This is a genomic window from Saprospiraceae bacterium, from assembly GCA_016716185.1.
In the GTDB taxonomy this organism is placed as follows: domain Bacteria; phylum Bacteroidota; class Bacteroidia; order Chitinophagales; family Saprospiraceae; genus Vicinibacter.
Genome location: JADJWV010000003.1, coordinates 107942 through 123827 on the forward strand (window position 1 = coordinate 107942; position 15886 = coordinate 123827).

Annotated in this window: 18 protein-coding genes; 5 read left to right on the plus strand and 13 right to left on the minus strand. The window is 38.7% G+C overall.

What is annotated here, in order from left to right; all coding sequences use genetic code 11:
• Window positions 1-98: 98 nt before the first annotated feature.
• The 4 genes from IPM34_13680 to IPM34_13695 are packed head-to-tail and all read right to left on the minus strand — an operon-like array spanning window position 99 to window position 2713.
• The gene (locus IPM34_13680; protein ID MBK8956589.1) at window positions 99-1238 is read right to left on the minus strand and encodes a hypothetical protein; all 1140 of its coding nucleotides are present in this window, start codon (window positions 1236-1238) and stop codon (window positions 99-101) included.
• A 5-nt stretch (window positions 1239-1243) separates the two neighbouring features.
• Entirely contained in the window at window positions 1244-2137 is an 894-nt protein-coding gene (locus IPM34_13685; GenBank protein ID MBK8956590.1) for a hypothetical protein, read from the minus strand.
• Entirely contained in the window at window positions 2100-2435 is a 336-nt protein-coding gene (locus IPM34_13690) for an RNA polymerase sigma factor (protein MBK8956591.1), read from the minus strand. The genes IPM34_13685 and IPM34_13690 overlap by 38 nt, the downstream gene beginning before the upstream one ends.
• A complete protein-coding gene (locus IPM34_13695; GenBank protein ID MBK8956592.1) occupies window positions 2432-2713 on the minus strand; it encodes a hypothetical protein in 282 nt (93 codons plus the stop codon). The genes IPM34_13690 and IPM34_13695 overlap by 4 nt, the downstream gene beginning before the upstream one ends.
• A gap of 214 nt (window positions 2714-2927) precedes the next feature.
• Here IPM34_13695 and IPM34_13700 point away from each other — a divergent pair, with 214 nt between their 5' ends.
• On the plus strand, window positions 2928-3446 hold the full coding sequence (locus tag IPM34_13700) for a DinB family protein (GenBank protein MBK8956593.1): 519 nt from the start codon (window positions 2928-2930) through the stop codon (window positions 3444-3446).
• A 15-nt stretch (window positions 3447-3461) separates the two neighbouring features.
• Window positions 3462-3902 (plus strand): hypothetical protein, encoded by a 441-nt coding sequence (locus IPM34_13705; protein ID MBK8956594.1) that lies wholly within the window; start codon window positions 3462-3464, stop codon window positions 3900-3902.
• A gap of 427 nt (window positions 3903-4329) precedes the next feature.
• Here the strand turns inward: IPM34_13705 and IPM34_13710 are convergent, their stop codons facing one another.
• The 9 genes from IPM34_13710 to IPM34_13750 form a co-directional block, all read right to left on the minus strand.
• A complete protein-coding gene (locus IPM34_13710; GenBank protein MBK8956595.1) occupies window positions 4330-5007 on the minus strand; it encodes a response regulator transcription factor in 678 nt (225 codons plus the stop codon).
• Window positions 5004-5495: a GHKL domain-containing protein gene (locus IPM34_13715; GenBank protein ID MBK8956596.1), complete on the minus strand. Its 492-nt coding sequence runs from the start codon at window positions 5493-5495 to the stop codon at window positions 5004-5006. The genes IPM34_13710 and IPM34_13715 overlap by 4 nt, the downstream gene beginning before the upstream one ends.
• Complete coding sequence (locus IPM34_13720) at window positions 5462-6487, minus strand: hypothetical protein (protein MBK8956597.1); 1026 nt, start codon at window positions 6485-6487, stop codon at window positions 5462-5464. Before IPM34_13720 ends, IPM34_13715 begins: the two co-directional genes overlap by 34 nt.
• A 440-nt stretch (window positions 6488-6927) precedes the next feature.
• On the minus strand, window positions 6928-7341 hold the full coding sequence (locus tag IPM34_13725; GenBank protein ID MBK8956598.1) for a T9SS type A sorting domain-containing protein: 414 nt from the start codon (window positions 7339-7341) through the stop codon (window positions 6928-6930).
• Window positions 7342-7382: 41 nt separating this feature from the next.
• Window positions 7383-7682 carry a hypothetical protein gene (locus IPM34_13730; GenBank protein MBK8956599.1) on the minus strand — a complete coding sequence of 100 codons (300 nt, stop codon included), beginning with the start codon at window positions 7680-7682 and terminating at the stop codon, window positions 7383-7385.
• 74 nt (window positions 7683-7756) lie between these two features.
• A complete protein-coding gene (locus IPM34_13735) occupies window positions 7757-8272 on the minus strand; it encodes a hypothetical protein (GenBank protein MBK8956600.1) in 516 nt (171 codons plus the stop codon).
• 26 nt (window positions 8273-8298) lie between these two features.
• Entirely contained in the window at window positions 8299-8547 is a 249-nt protein-coding gene (locus IPM34_13740; GenBank protein MBK8956601.1) for a hypothetical protein, read from the minus strand.
• Between the two features lie 56 nt (window positions 8548-8603).
• Window positions 8604-9464, minus strand: a complete 861-nt coding sequence (locus IPM34_13745; GenBank protein MBK8956602.1) for a T9SS type A sorting domain-containing protein — start codon at window positions 9462-9464, stop codon at window positions 8604-8606.
• Complete coding sequence (locus tag IPM34_13750) at window positions 9451-11367, minus strand: hypothetical protein (protein ID MBK8956603.1); 1917 nt, start codon at window positions 11365-11367, stop codon at window positions 9451-9453. Before IPM34_13750 ends, IPM34_13745 begins: the two co-directional genes overlap by 14 nt.
• Window positions 11368-12268: 901 nt before the next feature.
• Here IPM34_13750 and IPM34_13755 point away from each other — a divergent pair.
• The 3 genes from IPM34_13755 to IPM34_13765 all read left to right on the plus strand — a co-directional run bounded on the left by IPM34_13755 (window position 12269) and on the right by IPM34_13765 (window position 15700).
• Window positions 12269-12796 (plus strand): GLPGLI family protein, encoded by a 528-nt coding sequence (locus IPM34_13755; protein ID MBK8956604.1) that lies wholly within the window; start codon window positions 12269-12271, stop codon window positions 12794-12796.
• 104 nt (window positions 12797-12900) lie between these two features.
• A complete protein-coding gene (locus IPM34_13760; GenBank protein ID MBK8956605.1) occupies window positions 12901-13749 on the plus strand; it encodes a carboxypeptidase-like regulatory domain-containing protein in 849 nt (282 codons plus the stop codon).
• Window positions 13730-15700, plus strand: coding sequence for a TonB-dependent receptor (locus tag IPM34_13765; protein ID MBK8956606.1), 1971 nt, complete (start codon window positions 13730-13732; stop codon window positions 15698-15700). Before IPM34_13760 ends, IPM34_13765 begins: the two co-directional genes overlap by 20 nt.
• Window positions 15701-15886: the final 186 nt, after the last annotated feature.

The window sequence follows — 15886 nt, forward strand, 5'->3', positions numbered from 1 at the left end:
AGCAGCCCGCACATCCATCGACATACAGGCTTACTAAATTATGAAGAAAGTCAAACGACTCGTTTGATTCGAAAAAGGAATTGCCTTCGCAGATTATGTTAAAAATCTAACCAGATCCCACACTCGATGTTGCGAATATCATTGTTATCCCAAAGATCATTGAGATCCATGTTGCCAAAAAACTTGATCGCACCAATATCAATCCTTCCAGTAAGGCCGTATCTGAAATTTTTCATTCCGAAATCTTCTTCAGTTTCGATGAATTGATTTGGATCGGAAGTACTGAGTTCATGCTCGTGATGCAATAAAACTCCAGCATAGCCTCCTATTCCCATTCCGATCTTCCCTAAGCCCCGGATGCGTTTACTCTCGGTGTATAAACTGAGTGGAACCTGCAAATAATGGGTCATGAATTGTGATTCTTTTACATTGTCCTGTTTCGTATATACCAGGGTTTGGTTGGGTTCGAAAACGAGTTTTTCCTTGAATTCAAACTGTCCGATGCGCCAGGAAAGCCCGGTCATCAGCATCAAATGCGGCGAACCCAGATAGATCTTTGTTGGAAGAAAAGTTAGTGTGGTGCTCAATGAATTCCAGTTCTTTAATTTGAGATCTGATTTCATTTCAGAGCTGACTTGATTTCCAAATTTCATAAAATTTAAGCCAAGATCGATATCCAGGAATCCAACTGTAGCTCCCTTGCGTTTTTTCCGGCTTATCTTTGGTGCCTCAGGTGCTGGTGCAACATTCTCACCCTTTTGGTCTTCCAGTTTCAGTTCCAGTTTCAACTTCTTTTTATCTTTTTCCTTATACTTCTCCGACCTTTGTAATTCCTTTTCTGCTCGTTGTAATTCCTGTTCTGCCCTTTTCATCTCCAGTTCAACTTCTTCATTTCCTTTTCCGGATTTTTTAAGTTCCTTTAAAGCTTCTTCCAACTCCCGCCTGGCTTCCAACAGGCCTTCCCGCATTTCTTCGAGTCCCTCTTCCAGTTCTTCTTCCCACTCTTCTTTGGGAGCGTTTGCCTTTTCTTTATTTTCAATGATAATGATCTGCTTGTTTCCAAGATTCAATTTGGTGGTATCTTCCTTTGCAATTGGCGGAACAGGTGGTATAGGAGGCTGAACTTTTACCTGGGGTGCAGGTGGTGGCGCGGGTGGTGGTGCAGGATTATCCTGGGAGTTCAAAGCCAGGAAGTTGAAAAAAGTCAGAATTGCGATAAATAATAATTTTGTTTTCATGTATTTCAATTTTTAGTTTGTAATAAATTCATTTCAATCGCGTTCGCTGGTAAGTGGAATGGTTTTTGAATTTCAATGAGATCCGATTTAAAATGCAAGGCTAATGCAGTACCTTCATTTTTTACATCAGACTGAATGTCGATTGTATTGTTGGTGATTTTTTTAGCTTTCTTTTTGATAAAATTCCAGACGCCCTTCTTGATATAACTCCCTACATCCTGAGCTTCCTGTGCGGGCTTATGTTCTGCACTCGTATACCCGGCCTGATCAGACACAGGTTTGTTTGCATTCAGGTCAGCGACAATGGGTTCGGTATCTTTCGATTTCAAATTGCTTGTATCCATGACACTGGAAACTGGTTCTGTATTTTTATTCAATTCGGCTGATCCATCGACAATGATTTCCTGTGTGGACGTGCGAACGCTATCCTGTGTCGCAACCGCTAAAGAGGGCTGTTGAATGTTATCTGTATTGGGCGATTCCTGAATTGATTCGATGACCTGATTACTTTGCGGATTTAAATTTGAATGAGGAGCAGGTAGAGATTTTTTTTCTACAATGTAACTTTCATCGGGGAGAGAAATTTTCTGGTCGGTTGGTGAAACTTGGTCAACAGCATTTCCGGGTTCAGGATATTTTAATGTGCCTGGTGACCGGGAGCTCATGTGATCGGGTTTGCGGTACGCCTCTCTGTTCAATAGCAACGAACAAACAACAAGCAAACAAAGGCTGGCTGCAATAGCCAATCTTTTAATCACCGCCGGAGTCCAGAAAGCCCTTTTCTGATTTTGATTGCGGTACAACTCATGGAACAGAGCTTCCCGGAATTCTGATCTGGGCTCTTCGCGATCCAGGCGTTCCTTAGAAGCCTGAATGAAATCTTTCAACTTGTCCGCCATAGCTTTGTTTTTTTTGAATGAGTTCAATTAATTTTTGCTTTGCCCTCAGATACTGACTTCTCGAGGTACCTGCGACGATCCCCAATTCTATTGCAATTTCCTCGTGTGTATAATCTTCAAGGGCATGGAGTGTGAACACGATCCGGTATCGATCGGGAAGTTGTCCGATACAATCGTGAATATGTTCCAGCAAACGCTCCTTTTCCGAATGTTCCAACAGGTCACTTTCTTCCTGGAGGTTCAGCATCGCAGCATGATTTTCCAAACCATCAAACCGGACATTTTTACTATTTTTCATAAACTGTAACGCGGTGTTGACGCAGACCTTTTAATCCAGGCCGGCAACATTTCCGCCTGACGCAATTGGCCGATTTTTTCAAAAATCCGCATAAAACTATCCTGCAACACATCATGGGCATCGTCCGGGTGACCCGTCATCCGCAGACAAAGGTTGTACATCGGCCTGGCGAATTGATCGTACAATTGCCTGAAAGCCTCTGGATCCTTATTTTGCAGCCGTTTGACCCTCTCCTCCATCTGGTCTTTTTCTGTTGATTTTATATAAAGATGCAGCATTCTCTAAAACGTTGCATAGCAGCCAAAGAATTTTATGAAATTTTTAATCGGGATGGATGACCTATCTGAATTAGAACTCAGCTTGGCCCGTAAATGCCGTGATATTTGAACAAAAGGGATACCAGACACCGCTGGATTACAGCATAAAATGCGATCTTAGACCCGTTATGAATATTCCATATCCATTGTAATTTTGAGCATTAAAGACTTCAATATGCAACGATTACCATGGACTTCCAGAACTTTTCATTTTGATTTGCCTGAAGGATGGATTTTTAATATACTCGAAAGACTTGAAGGTACTCATGTACGGATTGAATCCATGATGCAGGGTATTGACGAGCAATTTGCAACACATCGCTTGGGGGGAAAGTGGAGCTTAAAAGACCATATCGGCCATTTAACAGATCTGGAATCCTTGCACGATGGCCGTATAGAAGATTTCCTTAACAGAAAAAATATATTACGTGCAGCAGACATGCAAAATTTAAAAACCAAGCAGGCCGGGCACCAGGAAAAAATGCTTGCCACTTTAATGGAAGAATTCCGGAATGTTCGTCATCATTTTATTCAAAGATTTCGTGCATTGGATGATGAAACCTTGCGCTTTCAATCCTTGCATCCACGGCTACAAGTGCCGATGAAACCAGTAGACATGGCATTTTTTGTAGCTGAACACGACGATCATCATCTGGCCAGCATGCGCGAAATTTTGCTTAATCACATCCAATAAAAATTATTGCATTTCATGAAAATCCTGAAAATTTTGATTCTGCTTGGGCTCTCCGTTTCGTCTTTTTCTCAAATTAGTTTGATGATCGAATGGCCTCCCACACATCCTACAGGTTGCATGCAGCGCATTCTCGCGAAAGATGATTCACTTGGTCAGATCCGCAATTTAGCCTGTACATCCGAAGCACTGCCAATCGTAATCACAAATTATTCCAAAGCGCTTGCGTCGTTAGATTTTAAATATTGTCCGGAAAATTTTACCAGCGCGTTTAACAACCACAGAAATGCCTGGGAGTCGCTCATCCCATTCCTGGAAAAATACGCAGATAAACGGGACGAAATGCATCTGCTTTTCAAAGAAATTGAATCCGGCGAAGATTCCACAATCTTCAAACAAAAGCTCAAAGCGGTATGGGACAGCTGGGCAGAGGTGGAGAAAGCTTTTCAACAGGAATGAGTAAACAGGAATGTTTAGGTTTAACGGGATTTTGACTTTTAGTCCCGATAAAATATATAGAATTATTTCTTTACTAAAATATTATCCAATTTTATCGGGATTTAGGCTTTTAGAAAAAGTAGGCAACTACTTTCCTGGTTTATGGAATTTAAATTATTTTTCGACGATCTAAATGATTTGATCAACACAAACGTAAAGTAAATTTTCAGTGAATTAAAGATTTAATTTTCTAATATTCGCCGAATATCCGCTTTAAGCTTTTCGCTTCTAGCCTTAAGCTCATTTACTCCATCTACCATTAACCAATATCCATTAACCCAATTCATGCAATGGAATCCAGTTTCTTAGCTTAAAGGCGTAAGGCGTAAGACTTAAGGCTTAAGGCTGAAGGCGTAAGGCGTAATCATTATGCATTAACCATCATCAATCATCCATCCACCAACCTATACCCCACGGCTTTCAGGGTGATGATCTGCACATTTGGATCGTTGCGAAAAAACTGGCGAAGCCGGGTAATGTAGACATCCAGATTTCTGGAATTAAAAAAACTATCGTCGCCCCATATTTTATCCAGAATATATTTTCTGTTCACAATTTCGTTTTTTGCACGTGCAAGCTCCGATAACAATTGGGCTTCCCTGTAAGAAATCCTGCGGACTTCGTTTTTATATATCAACTCCAATTTGTCCGGCCAAAATTCATATTGGCCAATTCCAACATACTGACCTGAATTGGACTGCCGACTGTTCGTTAGATTGTACATGTTATTGATCCGGACAATGAGCTCTTCGAGACTAAATGGCTTTTTAATATAGTCGTTGCCGCCTACACCAAAACCTTTAAGTACATCTTGTGTCTGAACTTTTGAAGTAATGAAAATGATGGGGATATCGGGATTGATCGTCCGGAGTTCCTTTGCCAATGCAAAACCGTCTTTGACCGGCAACATCACATCAAAAAGACAGATGTCAGGTTTGAATTGTTCGTAATGCACCATGAGTTCAGCGCCATCCTGAAGATGCAATACCTCGTATGCACGACTTTGCAAAGATTCCCTGACAACTTTTGCTAATGACAATTCATCTTCAACGTAGAGTATTTTCATGATGCGCTATTAGTCTTTGGCAAGGTGAGTAAAAATTCGTTGCCTAGCGGGCTTACATGCAAAGTGATGGAACCCCGAAGCGTTTTCATCAGCTGCGTAACGATATAAAGCCCTAAACCATGTCCTTTGACATCATGGACATCGCCCCTGGGTATTCTGTAAAATTTGTCAAAAATTTTATCCCTGTATTCCGTTTCCAACGGATGGCCATTATCCATTATAGCTATTTTAATGTCAGCATCGCTTTCTGTTAAAGTGACAAGTACTTTTGGATTTTCTGCCTCTACATATTTGATTGCATTGTCGATGAGGTTGTGCAAGGCCATTACAAAAATCTGTTGGTTTATCAGAAAGGTTTCTGAATGCAATTTATTGTCCAAAGTTAACTGAACGCCCCTTTGTGCAGCTCTCAGTTTGAAAGAATCTATGACTTCAGCTACAAGCACTGGTAAGTTTACTTTTTGAAGGTAGAATTGTGATCCATCCATGCCCTGGGAAACGGACAAGACTTTTCAACCAGCGCATTCAATTTCTGATTTTCGGTTTCTGCTATGCGGAAGTACTCCTGCCTTACGGATTCATCCTGTCCCGCCGGAAAATTCTGCAGAGCTTCCAAGGTCACCCCTATGGTGGCAATTGGGGTTTTCAGTTCGTGGGTCATGTTGCGCATAAAATCCTCCTTCATATCAAACAACTCCTGTTTCTTCTGATAGGAGGAGATGATATGGTAAAACGCAAACAACACCGTAAGAAATAACAAAATCGATAATACAATCTCCGGTAACATCTGATTGATTAAGTGTGTTCGGTTGTTGCCCTGGATCAAAAAATACTTTTTACCCGAAAAATTATCCCGATAGACAGACTTTTCATTTTGATGATCAAATGAAGAGTCGGAAGTTAATTCATAATTTATATGAAGTTGTGAATTCTTTAAATTATCCTTGAAAATATTTTCGACCAAACCAATCACCTCCGAAGGTGTGCTCGTCAAACTCGTGTCCAGACAAAAAGAATCGCTTTGAAATTCAATTTTTAAATTCAAAGAATGGTCACCAGGTATTTCTTCGCCTAATGTTTTCAAGACCAAAGCCTCAGAAGTTCGGGCAAGGCCTAACACTCGTTTGTTTGTAACAAAGGTATCTGAAGTCATAAAACTTGCCTGGTGGTTGACAATCCTTAAATTCTTGACCGTCGAATCCTTATGCAACCACGAACTGCCTTTTAATTCGAATATCATTTTGTCGAGCACTTGATTCTCGGCCGTCTTAAAGGCATTTTCCAATAGATATTTGACTTCCCGGCTGAGGTCATTCTTCTCCATTTGGTAGACCGATCTCAAATAAAAAGACAGAAAAGCCGCCAGCAATATCAAACTGATAGCTATCGGTGCATATTGATACCCCATTGATTTTCTGAAAGTCATACTCTTAAATGCAGGCTCTAAAGTACTAAGATAAAGAGAATACAAAAGCCGCATTAACCTTATTTAACCTTAGATGTAATACATTACTAATTTTGAAATTAAATTATTGATCCTCTGCAAAAAACCCAATATATGGCATTTAAATTTAAAAAAATTAAAGTGTATCTAAATTATCACCATTTAGGATTAATTGATGGTTGCACTTCACTATAAAATCAGGGTTCACGCTGATAAAATTAACCTTTTTTAACCTTAGATCAACTTTATTCGATAATTATAATTCACACTCGGGTATGTTAAATACTGTAGATTTTCAAAAAGCGTTACTTTTTCTTAATGCATAACGAGTAACGCATCCAATTCATAATTCTGCCTCATCTTTCTATTTGCTTGATTAAGACATTTCACTAACTTCATTGCAGATATATCAGTGTCTAGGGTTTGGCAACAGAATTATGATGGCAGCAACCATTGAATTCTCAATCTGCATAAAATTATCTCAATATTTGAAAAGCTTTGGTAAATACTTTTCCCTGAACCTCCAATTTAATAAAATAACTACCGTTAATAAATGTTGATGGAACATCAATGAGGTATTGTACATCCTTTTCCAAAGATTGGTATTTGCTCAATAAGACATTTCCAGACATATCGCACAATGAAAGACGGCATCTACTTTGTGTAACATGGCTCAACATGTACAAAAAATTACTCGTTATCGGATTAGGATGAATATCAAATCCCAAAGATTCGATTGAATTTTCCTGATTATTGTTATCAGAGATACCACAACCTGGAATCAGACATCCATCTTTGTCCAGGTGGAGCAACCAGGCCCGAACAACATATTCATCACCATCGGCCAGGTATGCGCTGACTACCAAAGATTGGTAAGGCGTTTCTTTCACCTGAATAAATTTAATCCAGGCTGCACGGGCACTATCCCAGCCTATGGGTTGATATTTTCTTGTCCAAAGCGAATCCCCACTGCCGAAACTTTGTAAAGGACCCCATAATCTGGCTCTACAAAAAGGCTGGTACCAATTCGGGCGCTGGCAATGAATCCACGATCAGCTCCGAGCATTTCCAAATAGTATGTCCAGTGATCAACTTTTTTTTCCCCAGGAAGGGAGTAAGGATACATTGGCGTAAGCTTATATAAAGTATCAAATTCCGGATTTGTATACAATGCGATGGGGATGTAAATTTTAGAATTTATTACAGGATCCCATTCATTGCCCAATACCATAAAGTTTCCCTCTAGATCTCTTTTTACATTATAAACAAGACTTCCAGAGATGCCAATAATTTTTCCAAAGGAATTTAGAAATTGCTTTTTATAAGGCTACCATTTGTGTCATATTTCTTGTAACTTAATCCGACTTTCCCTGTTGGAGAGTTGTTTTTAAAATAAGAAACGACAGAAACTATTTCATAATTTCCGTACTCATCCTTATTGATCCAGCAATGATTTTCAAGGGTGTCGGTCAATTTATCTTCCAGAAGAACGATTTTTACTAACGCGAATGAAGTGTCCATTTCCATAATTCGTTGCTCACGGATACCAGGTCCAGAGGTCAACTGCGCCCAAACCAGTCGATCTTTCACCCAGGTAATTTCATTCAAAATAATATCACCGATCCTAGAGTTTTCCAAATAATGAAAGGGCATCTTGCATCCGTTTAGAATTTTCCCACTACGCATATCCAACCTGGCATAACCTCCCGTACCTTTTAATTGCCCATCCAATGGAAGTGCGTCAAACAAAAAATCATATATACCATTACCTTGGGGATATAAAGAAATCACTTCTCCATAAGGTCGTAATCCGGGAATCAAGGAATCCAATATTTTATTTGCGGAGATCAGATTTCGGAATAGTCAAAAATCCAGGCCATAGGGTCAATGATCATATTCCGACCATCTGAATCCTGTTTAGAAACCATATCACCAATGACATAAATATAATTTGAATCAGCATGTACACCTCTGAATCGGGATTGACCCTTCACTGCACCAACATCGGGCAGTATGTTGAAATAATTGAATTGCTGGCCATAAACATTGCTTAGTGTCCAGAAAAACAGCACAACATAGATATATCTTTGCTTCATTGTCGAGGATTATAAGTAAGTTTTAGATAAAGGACTTGCAGCTCACTTAAAGCAATTCAGAATTTAATAATTTTAATAGGTCTATATAAATTTGCGCCGTCACTGAAAATATGAACAAAATAAATTCCTGGCGGGAATGGATGCCCAGAACATAATTTTACATTTCTGCCTGCTTGTTGTTGCATTAATTTTCCATTCAAATCTGTAATCTTGACTTCAAAATTGATTTTTTCGCCGACAGAGGAAATAATTTCAAAGCAATCATAAACCGGATTGGGGACGATAATATATTGCACTTCTGTTTGCTTTTTATCGATTGTATCGCTTCTAGAATACTGATTCAGTTCAACAGGAGGATCAATCCGAATATTGTAATAAATATTGAGAAATGACCTGACCAATGTGGTAAAATTTCCAAAACTCAAACTAGCCAACGAAATTAAATCACCTAAATCTGCTGAATCCAAATGATAAATATCTTTCTCTAGGGCAATTGCCGATTGTATCCAGTTAATGGAAGAAATGAAATTTGCCCTGTCCACCGAATCATCGGTAGTTAACACTAAACCATTTACATACTCGATTAATTGATTAATGCTATCCTTGCTAAATAAGGCAATAAGCTGTCCGTTAATTTCTAATATTTCATCGGCTCTGGACAACCAAATATTAACACTAGTAGAGTCTAATTCTTGGGAATTCTCAAGGGCCAAGAGTACAGCCAATTGCATATCGATTTGAATATTTTCCAATTGTGATTGAATGTATGGCATACTGTCAACTGGCGTCTGGGTAAGTTGTGTCAATAAATCCTGGTATTGTGCATTCAAATTACTCCACCATTCATGATTTTGTGTATCAGAATAAGATTGACTGGTACTGTCACCGTTTCCTGCAATAGAGCTAGGGAAATACATTATAAAGGCAATTCATATTTTCACTTAGAGCTGGACCGCTACCAGAAAATTTACCACCATAAAAAAACGGATCTGGACTACCAGAAGGCTGCCAATGATAATGGTTTATTTTACCAGAAGTGCCATATGCCTCCATTGCCGGTTGTGAGGTAAGAACCAGAGGCTTATTGCCTGAGGAAACTTCTACAGAACCCCACTCCGATTTTATGCGAGTCAGCTTGCCGTTGACAGGATTGGGAGTCTGCTCAAAGATGTTACACATTGCATCCGTCAGACCATGGTCTTGATTGAGATCCATCTTGCTTTCAAAAAATTTATTTTCGAGAAATCTTTGAGCAATGGAAGGATTGTAAATGGAAACATCCTTCCTGAAGTTATTGCCATACCAATTGCCATTACATTTACCCGCTACATCTATCTTACCACCAAACCAATTCCTTTTTGCAGAAATGCTGCCACCTCTGTTTCGAATGCTGATGTGATTAATGTTTGTCCCATCCAAAAATTTAGAATTCTCAATTTGAAGACCCAATAAACCAGCAAGATTTCCACTCATTTCTTTATCTACTCCGTATTTAAATCCTTGAATCGTTGTGACGCTTTTGATTGAAACCCGATTGTTATATGCCTTTATACCTGTTACTTCAGTTGATGACATATTGGTCAAAGTAGATCCTGTTATGTTGACATTGCATCCATTGGCAAGAATCATATTCGGATCAGCCGCTGTTGATGTGTTTGATATCGAGCAAGAGCTTAAATTAATTGAACCGCCATAAAATAAGCCACCAGGACCACCAGCATGAATGGCTAAAGGGTTTAATCTCAAAGTACAATTGCTTAATAAAATACCAAGATGACCCTTTTCAGCCTGGATACCATGATTACTGTATTCAATAACAGAACCTGAAGTGGCCGTTAATGAACCACCTGAAGGATTGTTTGGTCCTCCCGGGTAACTAATGCCGTTGCCTCCTTCAATAAAAATGCCTCCCCAGTTGCCAGACAATTCAGGGCAAGTTGTATTGTTTACTGCTTTTGTCAGGGTGGTGTTGACTAAAGTCAAATGACCATTGGCCGTAATGATAATTCTTTGATTAGCACATAAGTTTTTAACTTCATTTGTCCACGAAATAATATCATCAATTACTATATCAGCGCAAGGTGAATTATTGTTTTGGCCTCCACAGTCTAAAGTGTAACTCATTAAATTTTCTGAGATTTCATTATGCATTGCAGAAAATTGGCAAGGCGTAAATCTGTTCCAACAAGATCGCCGTTCATCCCAAAACATAAAATTATCTATCGGAATATTCCAGGGTCCTGTATTGCCACACTCATCCGGGTAAGTATGAACTGTGTTATTGTAATTACAAAGATCATTGACCCACTGAACTTTATCTGGAACATGATTTCCATCCAAATCCATATTATATGGATCACCTCCTGTATCTTCTATCATATCAGCTAATGTTGCCGAACCTTCCTTGCATTCCCATGTTGCCTTATTATTAAAAGCAGTATTTGCACGGGTGTGATATAAAGACAGTGTGTGTCCCAACTCATGTGTTAACACTTGAGCATCAAAAATTGAAAATACATATTCATTCTTTGAATCAAATTGTCCCCAGGAAAATCCATCCTTGCCATTTCCAGGGTGTTGCTGGTAAAAATATACATTTATAAATTCTTTCTTAAAGTAATAAGGCTCTACTTCGGCTTCAGCTTCACGGGTTCCCGGATCTATGTTGAGTCCTGCTTCCAGATTGTGATCACCCGCACCAGGTATAGAAGCTTTATGGATACATTCATTACTAAATGAAAATTGGATATTGCCCGCGGAAAAATTTAAATTGATTTGGTCGAGTAATTTTTTGAACTCAGTATTAGATGGCGAATTCATAGGCCCATTGGTATTGTTAATCCAATGAAACTTAATTTTTAAGCATTTAGAGGAACCGAGCTCACAGTTTGGGAGGGGAGTAGGGTGAACCGGCATGTAATCATCAGGCATGCCACATTGTGCTGCTGACCTTTGGTTTTCAACAAAACATATTGCAAAAATCATATATATATATATATATATGATTTACAACTACATAAAATTTCAAATTGAAATAATTTAGGAGAAAAATTAATTTTTTTCATGTGCATTAATAATTTTAGTGTGTTAATAAATAATAAAGTGTCAATCAAATATAATATTTAACTACTGGGAAATTATAAAATATATGAGAAATAAAATAATTCCAGTTGCTTTACTTGGCTTAATTTTTGTGATCACATATTACAATTAAGAAGTACTTATCAAACATTTATTCGACATCATCAGAAACTTAAATTGAAAATTTCAATTTCCTTCAATAGCAATCAATCTTTATCAGTTGTAATTTAATTCGCTCAGAAAAAATAATCAAATTACTTTTTTCCAAGAATGCTTGATTCGAACATAAAATGGGTGACGGGTAAGGAATTCAAATCTAATAATTATTTCTGATTGCTTGTATGTTTTTTTATGTTAATTTTTCCACTTCAAGCAAAAGATCAGGGTTTACCCTGATAAAATTAACCTTATTTAACCTTAGATAAACTTTGATTAACCTCGATTTAAAATGTCCGCTTATACATTTGCACCATTATTCAACCCTTTTAATTTTAAAAATATGAAATATCTCGTATCTGTTCTTTGCTTATTACTGTTCTTTACGATCAACAGTCAGCCTCTGACATCCTGAAAAATCACTTACAAAGAAACCATCAAACTAAATCTCGACTTCGGCGAGGAAAATCCTGAACTCAGAAAAATGATCCCATCTTCTCAATCTGCAGACAAGGTCCTTTATTTTACGAACTCTGAATCGCTCTACAAAAACGAAGAAAAACCAAAAGATGTCGATGTCAAACACGAAGAAGATGGAAATTCATTCCAACTGGTCATCAAAGTACCCGAATCTGTTGTTTACGTGAATAAATCCGAAGGAATATTTCTGCAATCGCAGGACCTGATGGGAAAAGAATTTTTAATCAAAGACAAGCCGGAAGTCCCAAAATGGAAAATGACTGGAGAGCAAAAGAAAATTTTAGATTACACTTGTCAAAAAGCCATTTTATTGGATACGGCCAAAAATCTTTCCGTATGGTTCACCAATCAAATTCCCGTATCAACAGGACCGAATGGACTGTCGGGACTTCCCGGGATTATTTTAGGTATCGAACAAGATCAGGGAGACCGCATGACGATTGCAACCCGGGTTGATGCCTTGCCGGAAGGGTTTGTGTTTACCAGACCATCCAAAGGCAAAGTGGTCAACAAATCAGAATTTGAAAAATAAGAGAGGAAAAATGAAAGAAATGGGTGCTGTAAATGGCAAGGGCCCCGGTGTAAAAATGATCATCCGTGAAGAAAGGAATTGACAATCGCTTACACCACAAACATATGAAACACTTATTACTGAGATTGTCAATGAATAAGCTCATAACGGTATCTGCTCTGCTATTTTTATTTGGCGGTACTACCATGGCCCAAAAATTATCGGGCAGAATATTGGATGAAAATAATATTCCGCTTGAATATGCAACGATTATTCTGATGAATGCAGCCGATTCGACCATGGTGGAATTTGCGAATTCGTCCAGAAATGGTTCATTTTCATTAAATCTTTCCAACCATCCCAACCTCATTTTACAACTCACTTATCTGGGATATGAAACACAACATATAAATATTAAAAACACAAATGAAGAATTGCAACTAGGCGATCTCAAACTCAAGCCCGGAACGCAATCACTGGATGTAATCGAAGTAAAAGATTATGCAAGTCCGATGAGCTTTGGCAAAGATACCATCCAGTACAATGCCGCTGCATTCAAAGTTCAACCCGGAGATATGGCTGAGGATTTGTTAAAAAAATTACCCGGCGTGGAAGTGGAAAGGGATGGATCTGTGAAAGCACTGGGTGAGCGTGTTCAAAATGTAATGGTCGATGGAAAAGAGTTTTTTGGAAAAGACACCAAAATTGCAACAAAAAATATCGATGCGGACGCCATCGATAAAGTTCAGGTATTTGACAAAAAATCAGATCAAACTGCATTCACCGGAATTGACGACGGACAACGGGAACGATCCATTAACTTAAAACTTAAAGAAGACAGGAAAGTTGGATATTTTGGTACTGCAGAATTGGCCGGAGGCAGCGATGACCGTTTTAAGGGCAGAGCAAATATAAACTCGGTTTACACCAGCCCTCCGGACTTCCTTCATTGGATTGGCCAACAACGTCAATGAACAAAATTTTTCCATCAATGACTACATCGATTTTATGGGAGGGATTGGCGCCTTGATGGGTGGTAACGGAGGTGGCAGAGTCAGCATCAACCTCGACCAAAATTCCGGATTGCCTTTGGGCTTGAACAACAACCAGGGAATTCAAAAATCATTTGCCGGTGGAGTGAACCTGACTTCAGATTTTTCTTCCAAATCTTCTTTGGAGGCATCTGTTTTTGCCAATCAATTTAAAAACACACTGGATCGTTTTTCTTTCCGGGAAAACCTATTGCCGGAAAACAGATTCATAACAGATGTTGAGGAGGATCAAATTTCAAAAAGTGCTTCCGGGAGTTTTACATTAAAATTCAAAACCAAACCAGATTCCGTAAATCAGGTCGTCGTGAATGCAAATGGTTCATTAGGTACCAACGATTTGAATTCTAACGAACAAAACCAAACGTTGGATACAACACTCACCATGCTTAACAGCAACCACAATCTATTTTCGAACCACGGGAATTTATCAAAAATATCTGTCAATGCGTTTTGGCAAAGAAAGACCGGTAAACCAGGAAGAATTCTGACTTTGAATTCTTCCGTGAATTACTCCAATTCGAATTCCGATGCTTTGCTGAACTCTTATTATGAAACCTTTTACCCTGGCGCCGGTCAGGATACCCTCCTGCAGAATCAAAAGAGGAACAACGACGGACTCTTTTACGATGTGCAAGCTTCCTGGACAGAACCCTTGAATAAAAAACGCTATCTCGAAATTGAATCGGCTTTATCCAACCAAAATTATAATACCAGCAGCGACTATTTTGATCTGGTAAATGCGCAGCCTTTTAAAAATTTCACGCTTTCTCATGCTTACCGCAATGACTTCACGCGCAGACACCTGGGACTGAGTTTCATTGTAAGCAGGGAGAAATACAATTTTACGGTAGGCAGCAACTATCAATTTTCGACTTTAGACGGGACCGTCAAAGAAGAAATTCCTGGAATCAGAAATCATTATTCAGCTTTGTTGCCACAGGCATTTTTTACATACCGGTTTGGTTTGTCTGAACATTTCAATTTTAATTATTTCAGCCAACTCAATGAACCAGACATCATTCGTTTACAACCCGCAGTCAACAACAGCAATCCGCTGGCGATATACACGGGTAATCCAGATCTGAAACCCGAAAAATTTCATGCAGCCAGCATGTCGTATATGCGTTATGATGCCTTCAATTTTACCATGTTATATATTAGTTTACAATCCAACTATGTCTTTGATAAAATAACTGAAAGTCTGAGCCTGGATAGTACGCTCGTTCGACACTACCAGCCGGTCAACATTCAAAACGAATTTACCAATCAAGGCCGGATTGAATACGAAACTCCCATCAGGCCATTGAAAATAAAAGCTAGGGCTGTATTCAAAGGCAATTACAACAGGGGCTTCACGGTGATCAACCAGGTCCATTCAGTTATCAACAGACAAGGATATGGCTACCATTTTTCACTGGAAAACCGGAATAAAGATGTGGTGGACGTTTTGGTTGGATATAAGTACAACACAATAGAATCGAAGTATCGTGCAGATAGATTTACGAATCAATCTTATGAAGATCAGACATATTATGCAATTTTAGGAATCCAGTTCAATGAATATATCCACCTGAAATCATCCATGGATTACATGCTAATCCAAGCTTCGTTTTCTTCAGAAAAAATAAGTTACCCTTTATGGACAGCCAGCTTATCTGCCTATGTAACTAAAAGCAAAAAGCTCAGAGTCAGTTTGAGTTGCTTTGACCTTTTGAACAAAAACAAGGGGATCTCCACCAGGTCTGAGTATAATTACACGGACCTTACGCGTACCAATATCCTGAGCCGTTATTTTTTATTGGGCATCTCTTACAACATCAAGGGGCATCAAAAGAAGGGGGGTATAGAAATCAATATGGGGGGAAATGATTGAGGGGGAGATAAGCTAGAAGCCAAAAGCCTGAAGCTAAAAGCAAGGAAGAATGTTAGTTTATATATAACCATAAATTAACTAACATGTGTTAGTGTACAAATAACAAATAAAGTTGATTTGATTTTATTATTGTATTGCCTAAATCACTTGACTTTTTGTGCAAATCACACAGATTTGGATACTGAA

Bases quoted from the DNA above. Each gene is read 5' to 3' on its own strand.
- IPM34_13680 (MBK8956589.1), bottom strand. From the start codon at position 1,238: ATGAAAACAAAATTATTATTTATCGCAATTCTGACTTTTTTCAACTTC.
- IPM34_13685 (MBK8956590.1), bottom strand. From the start codon at position 2,137: ATGGCGGACAAGTTGAAAGATTTCATTCAGGCTTCTAAGGAACGCCTG.
- IPM34_13690 (MBK8956591.1), bottom strand. From the start codon at position 2,435: ATGAAAAATAGTAAAAATGTCCGGTTTGATGGTTTGGAAAATCATGCT.
- IPM34_13695 (MBK8956592.1), bottom strand. From the start codon at position 2,713: ATGCTGCATCTTTATATAAAATCAACAGAAAAAGACCAGATGGAGGAG.
- IPM34_13700 (MBK8956593.1), top strand. From the start codon at position 2,928: ATGCAACGATTACCATGGACTTCCAGAACTTTTCATTTTGATTTGCCT.
- IPM34_13705 (MBK8956594.1), top strand. From the start codon at position 3,462: ATGAAAATCCTGAAAATTTTGATTCTGCTTGGGCTCTCCGTTTCGTCT.
- IPM34_13710 (MBK8956595.1), bottom strand. From the start codon at position 5,007: ATGAAAATACTCTACGTTGAAGATGAATTGTCATTAGCAAAAGTTGTC.
- IPM34_13715 (MBK8956596.1), bottom strand. From the start codon at position 5,495: ATGGATGGATCACAATTCTACCTTCAAAAAGTAAACTTACCAGTGCTT.
- IPM34_13720 (MBK8956597.1), bottom strand. From the start codon at position 6,487: ATGCGGCTTTTGTATTCTCTTTATCTTAGTACTTTAGAGCCTGCATTT.
- IPM34_13730 (MBK8956599.1), bottom strand. From the start codon at position 7,682: ATGGTATTGGGCAATGAATGGGATCCTGTAATAAATTCTAAAATTTAC.
- IPM34_13740 (MBK8956601.1), bottom strand. From the start codon at position 8,547: ATGAAGCAAAGATATATCTATGTTGTGCTGTTTTTCTGGACACTAAGC.
- IPM34_13745 (MBK8956602.1), bottom strand. From the start codon at position 9,464: ATGTATTTCCCTAGCTCTATTGCAGGAAACGGTGACAGTACCAGTCAA.
- IPM34_13750 (MBK8956603.1), bottom strand. From the start codon at position 11,367: ATGAATTCGCCATCTAATACTGAGTTCAAAAAATTACTCGACCAAATC.
- IPM34_13755 (MBK8956604.1), top strand. From the start codon at position 12,269: ATGATCCCATCTTCTCAATCTGCAGACAAGGTCCTTTATTTTACGAAC.
- IPM34_13760 (MBK8956605.1), top strand. From the start codon at position 12,901: ATGAAACACTTATTACTGAGATTGTCAATGAATAAGCTCATAACGGTA.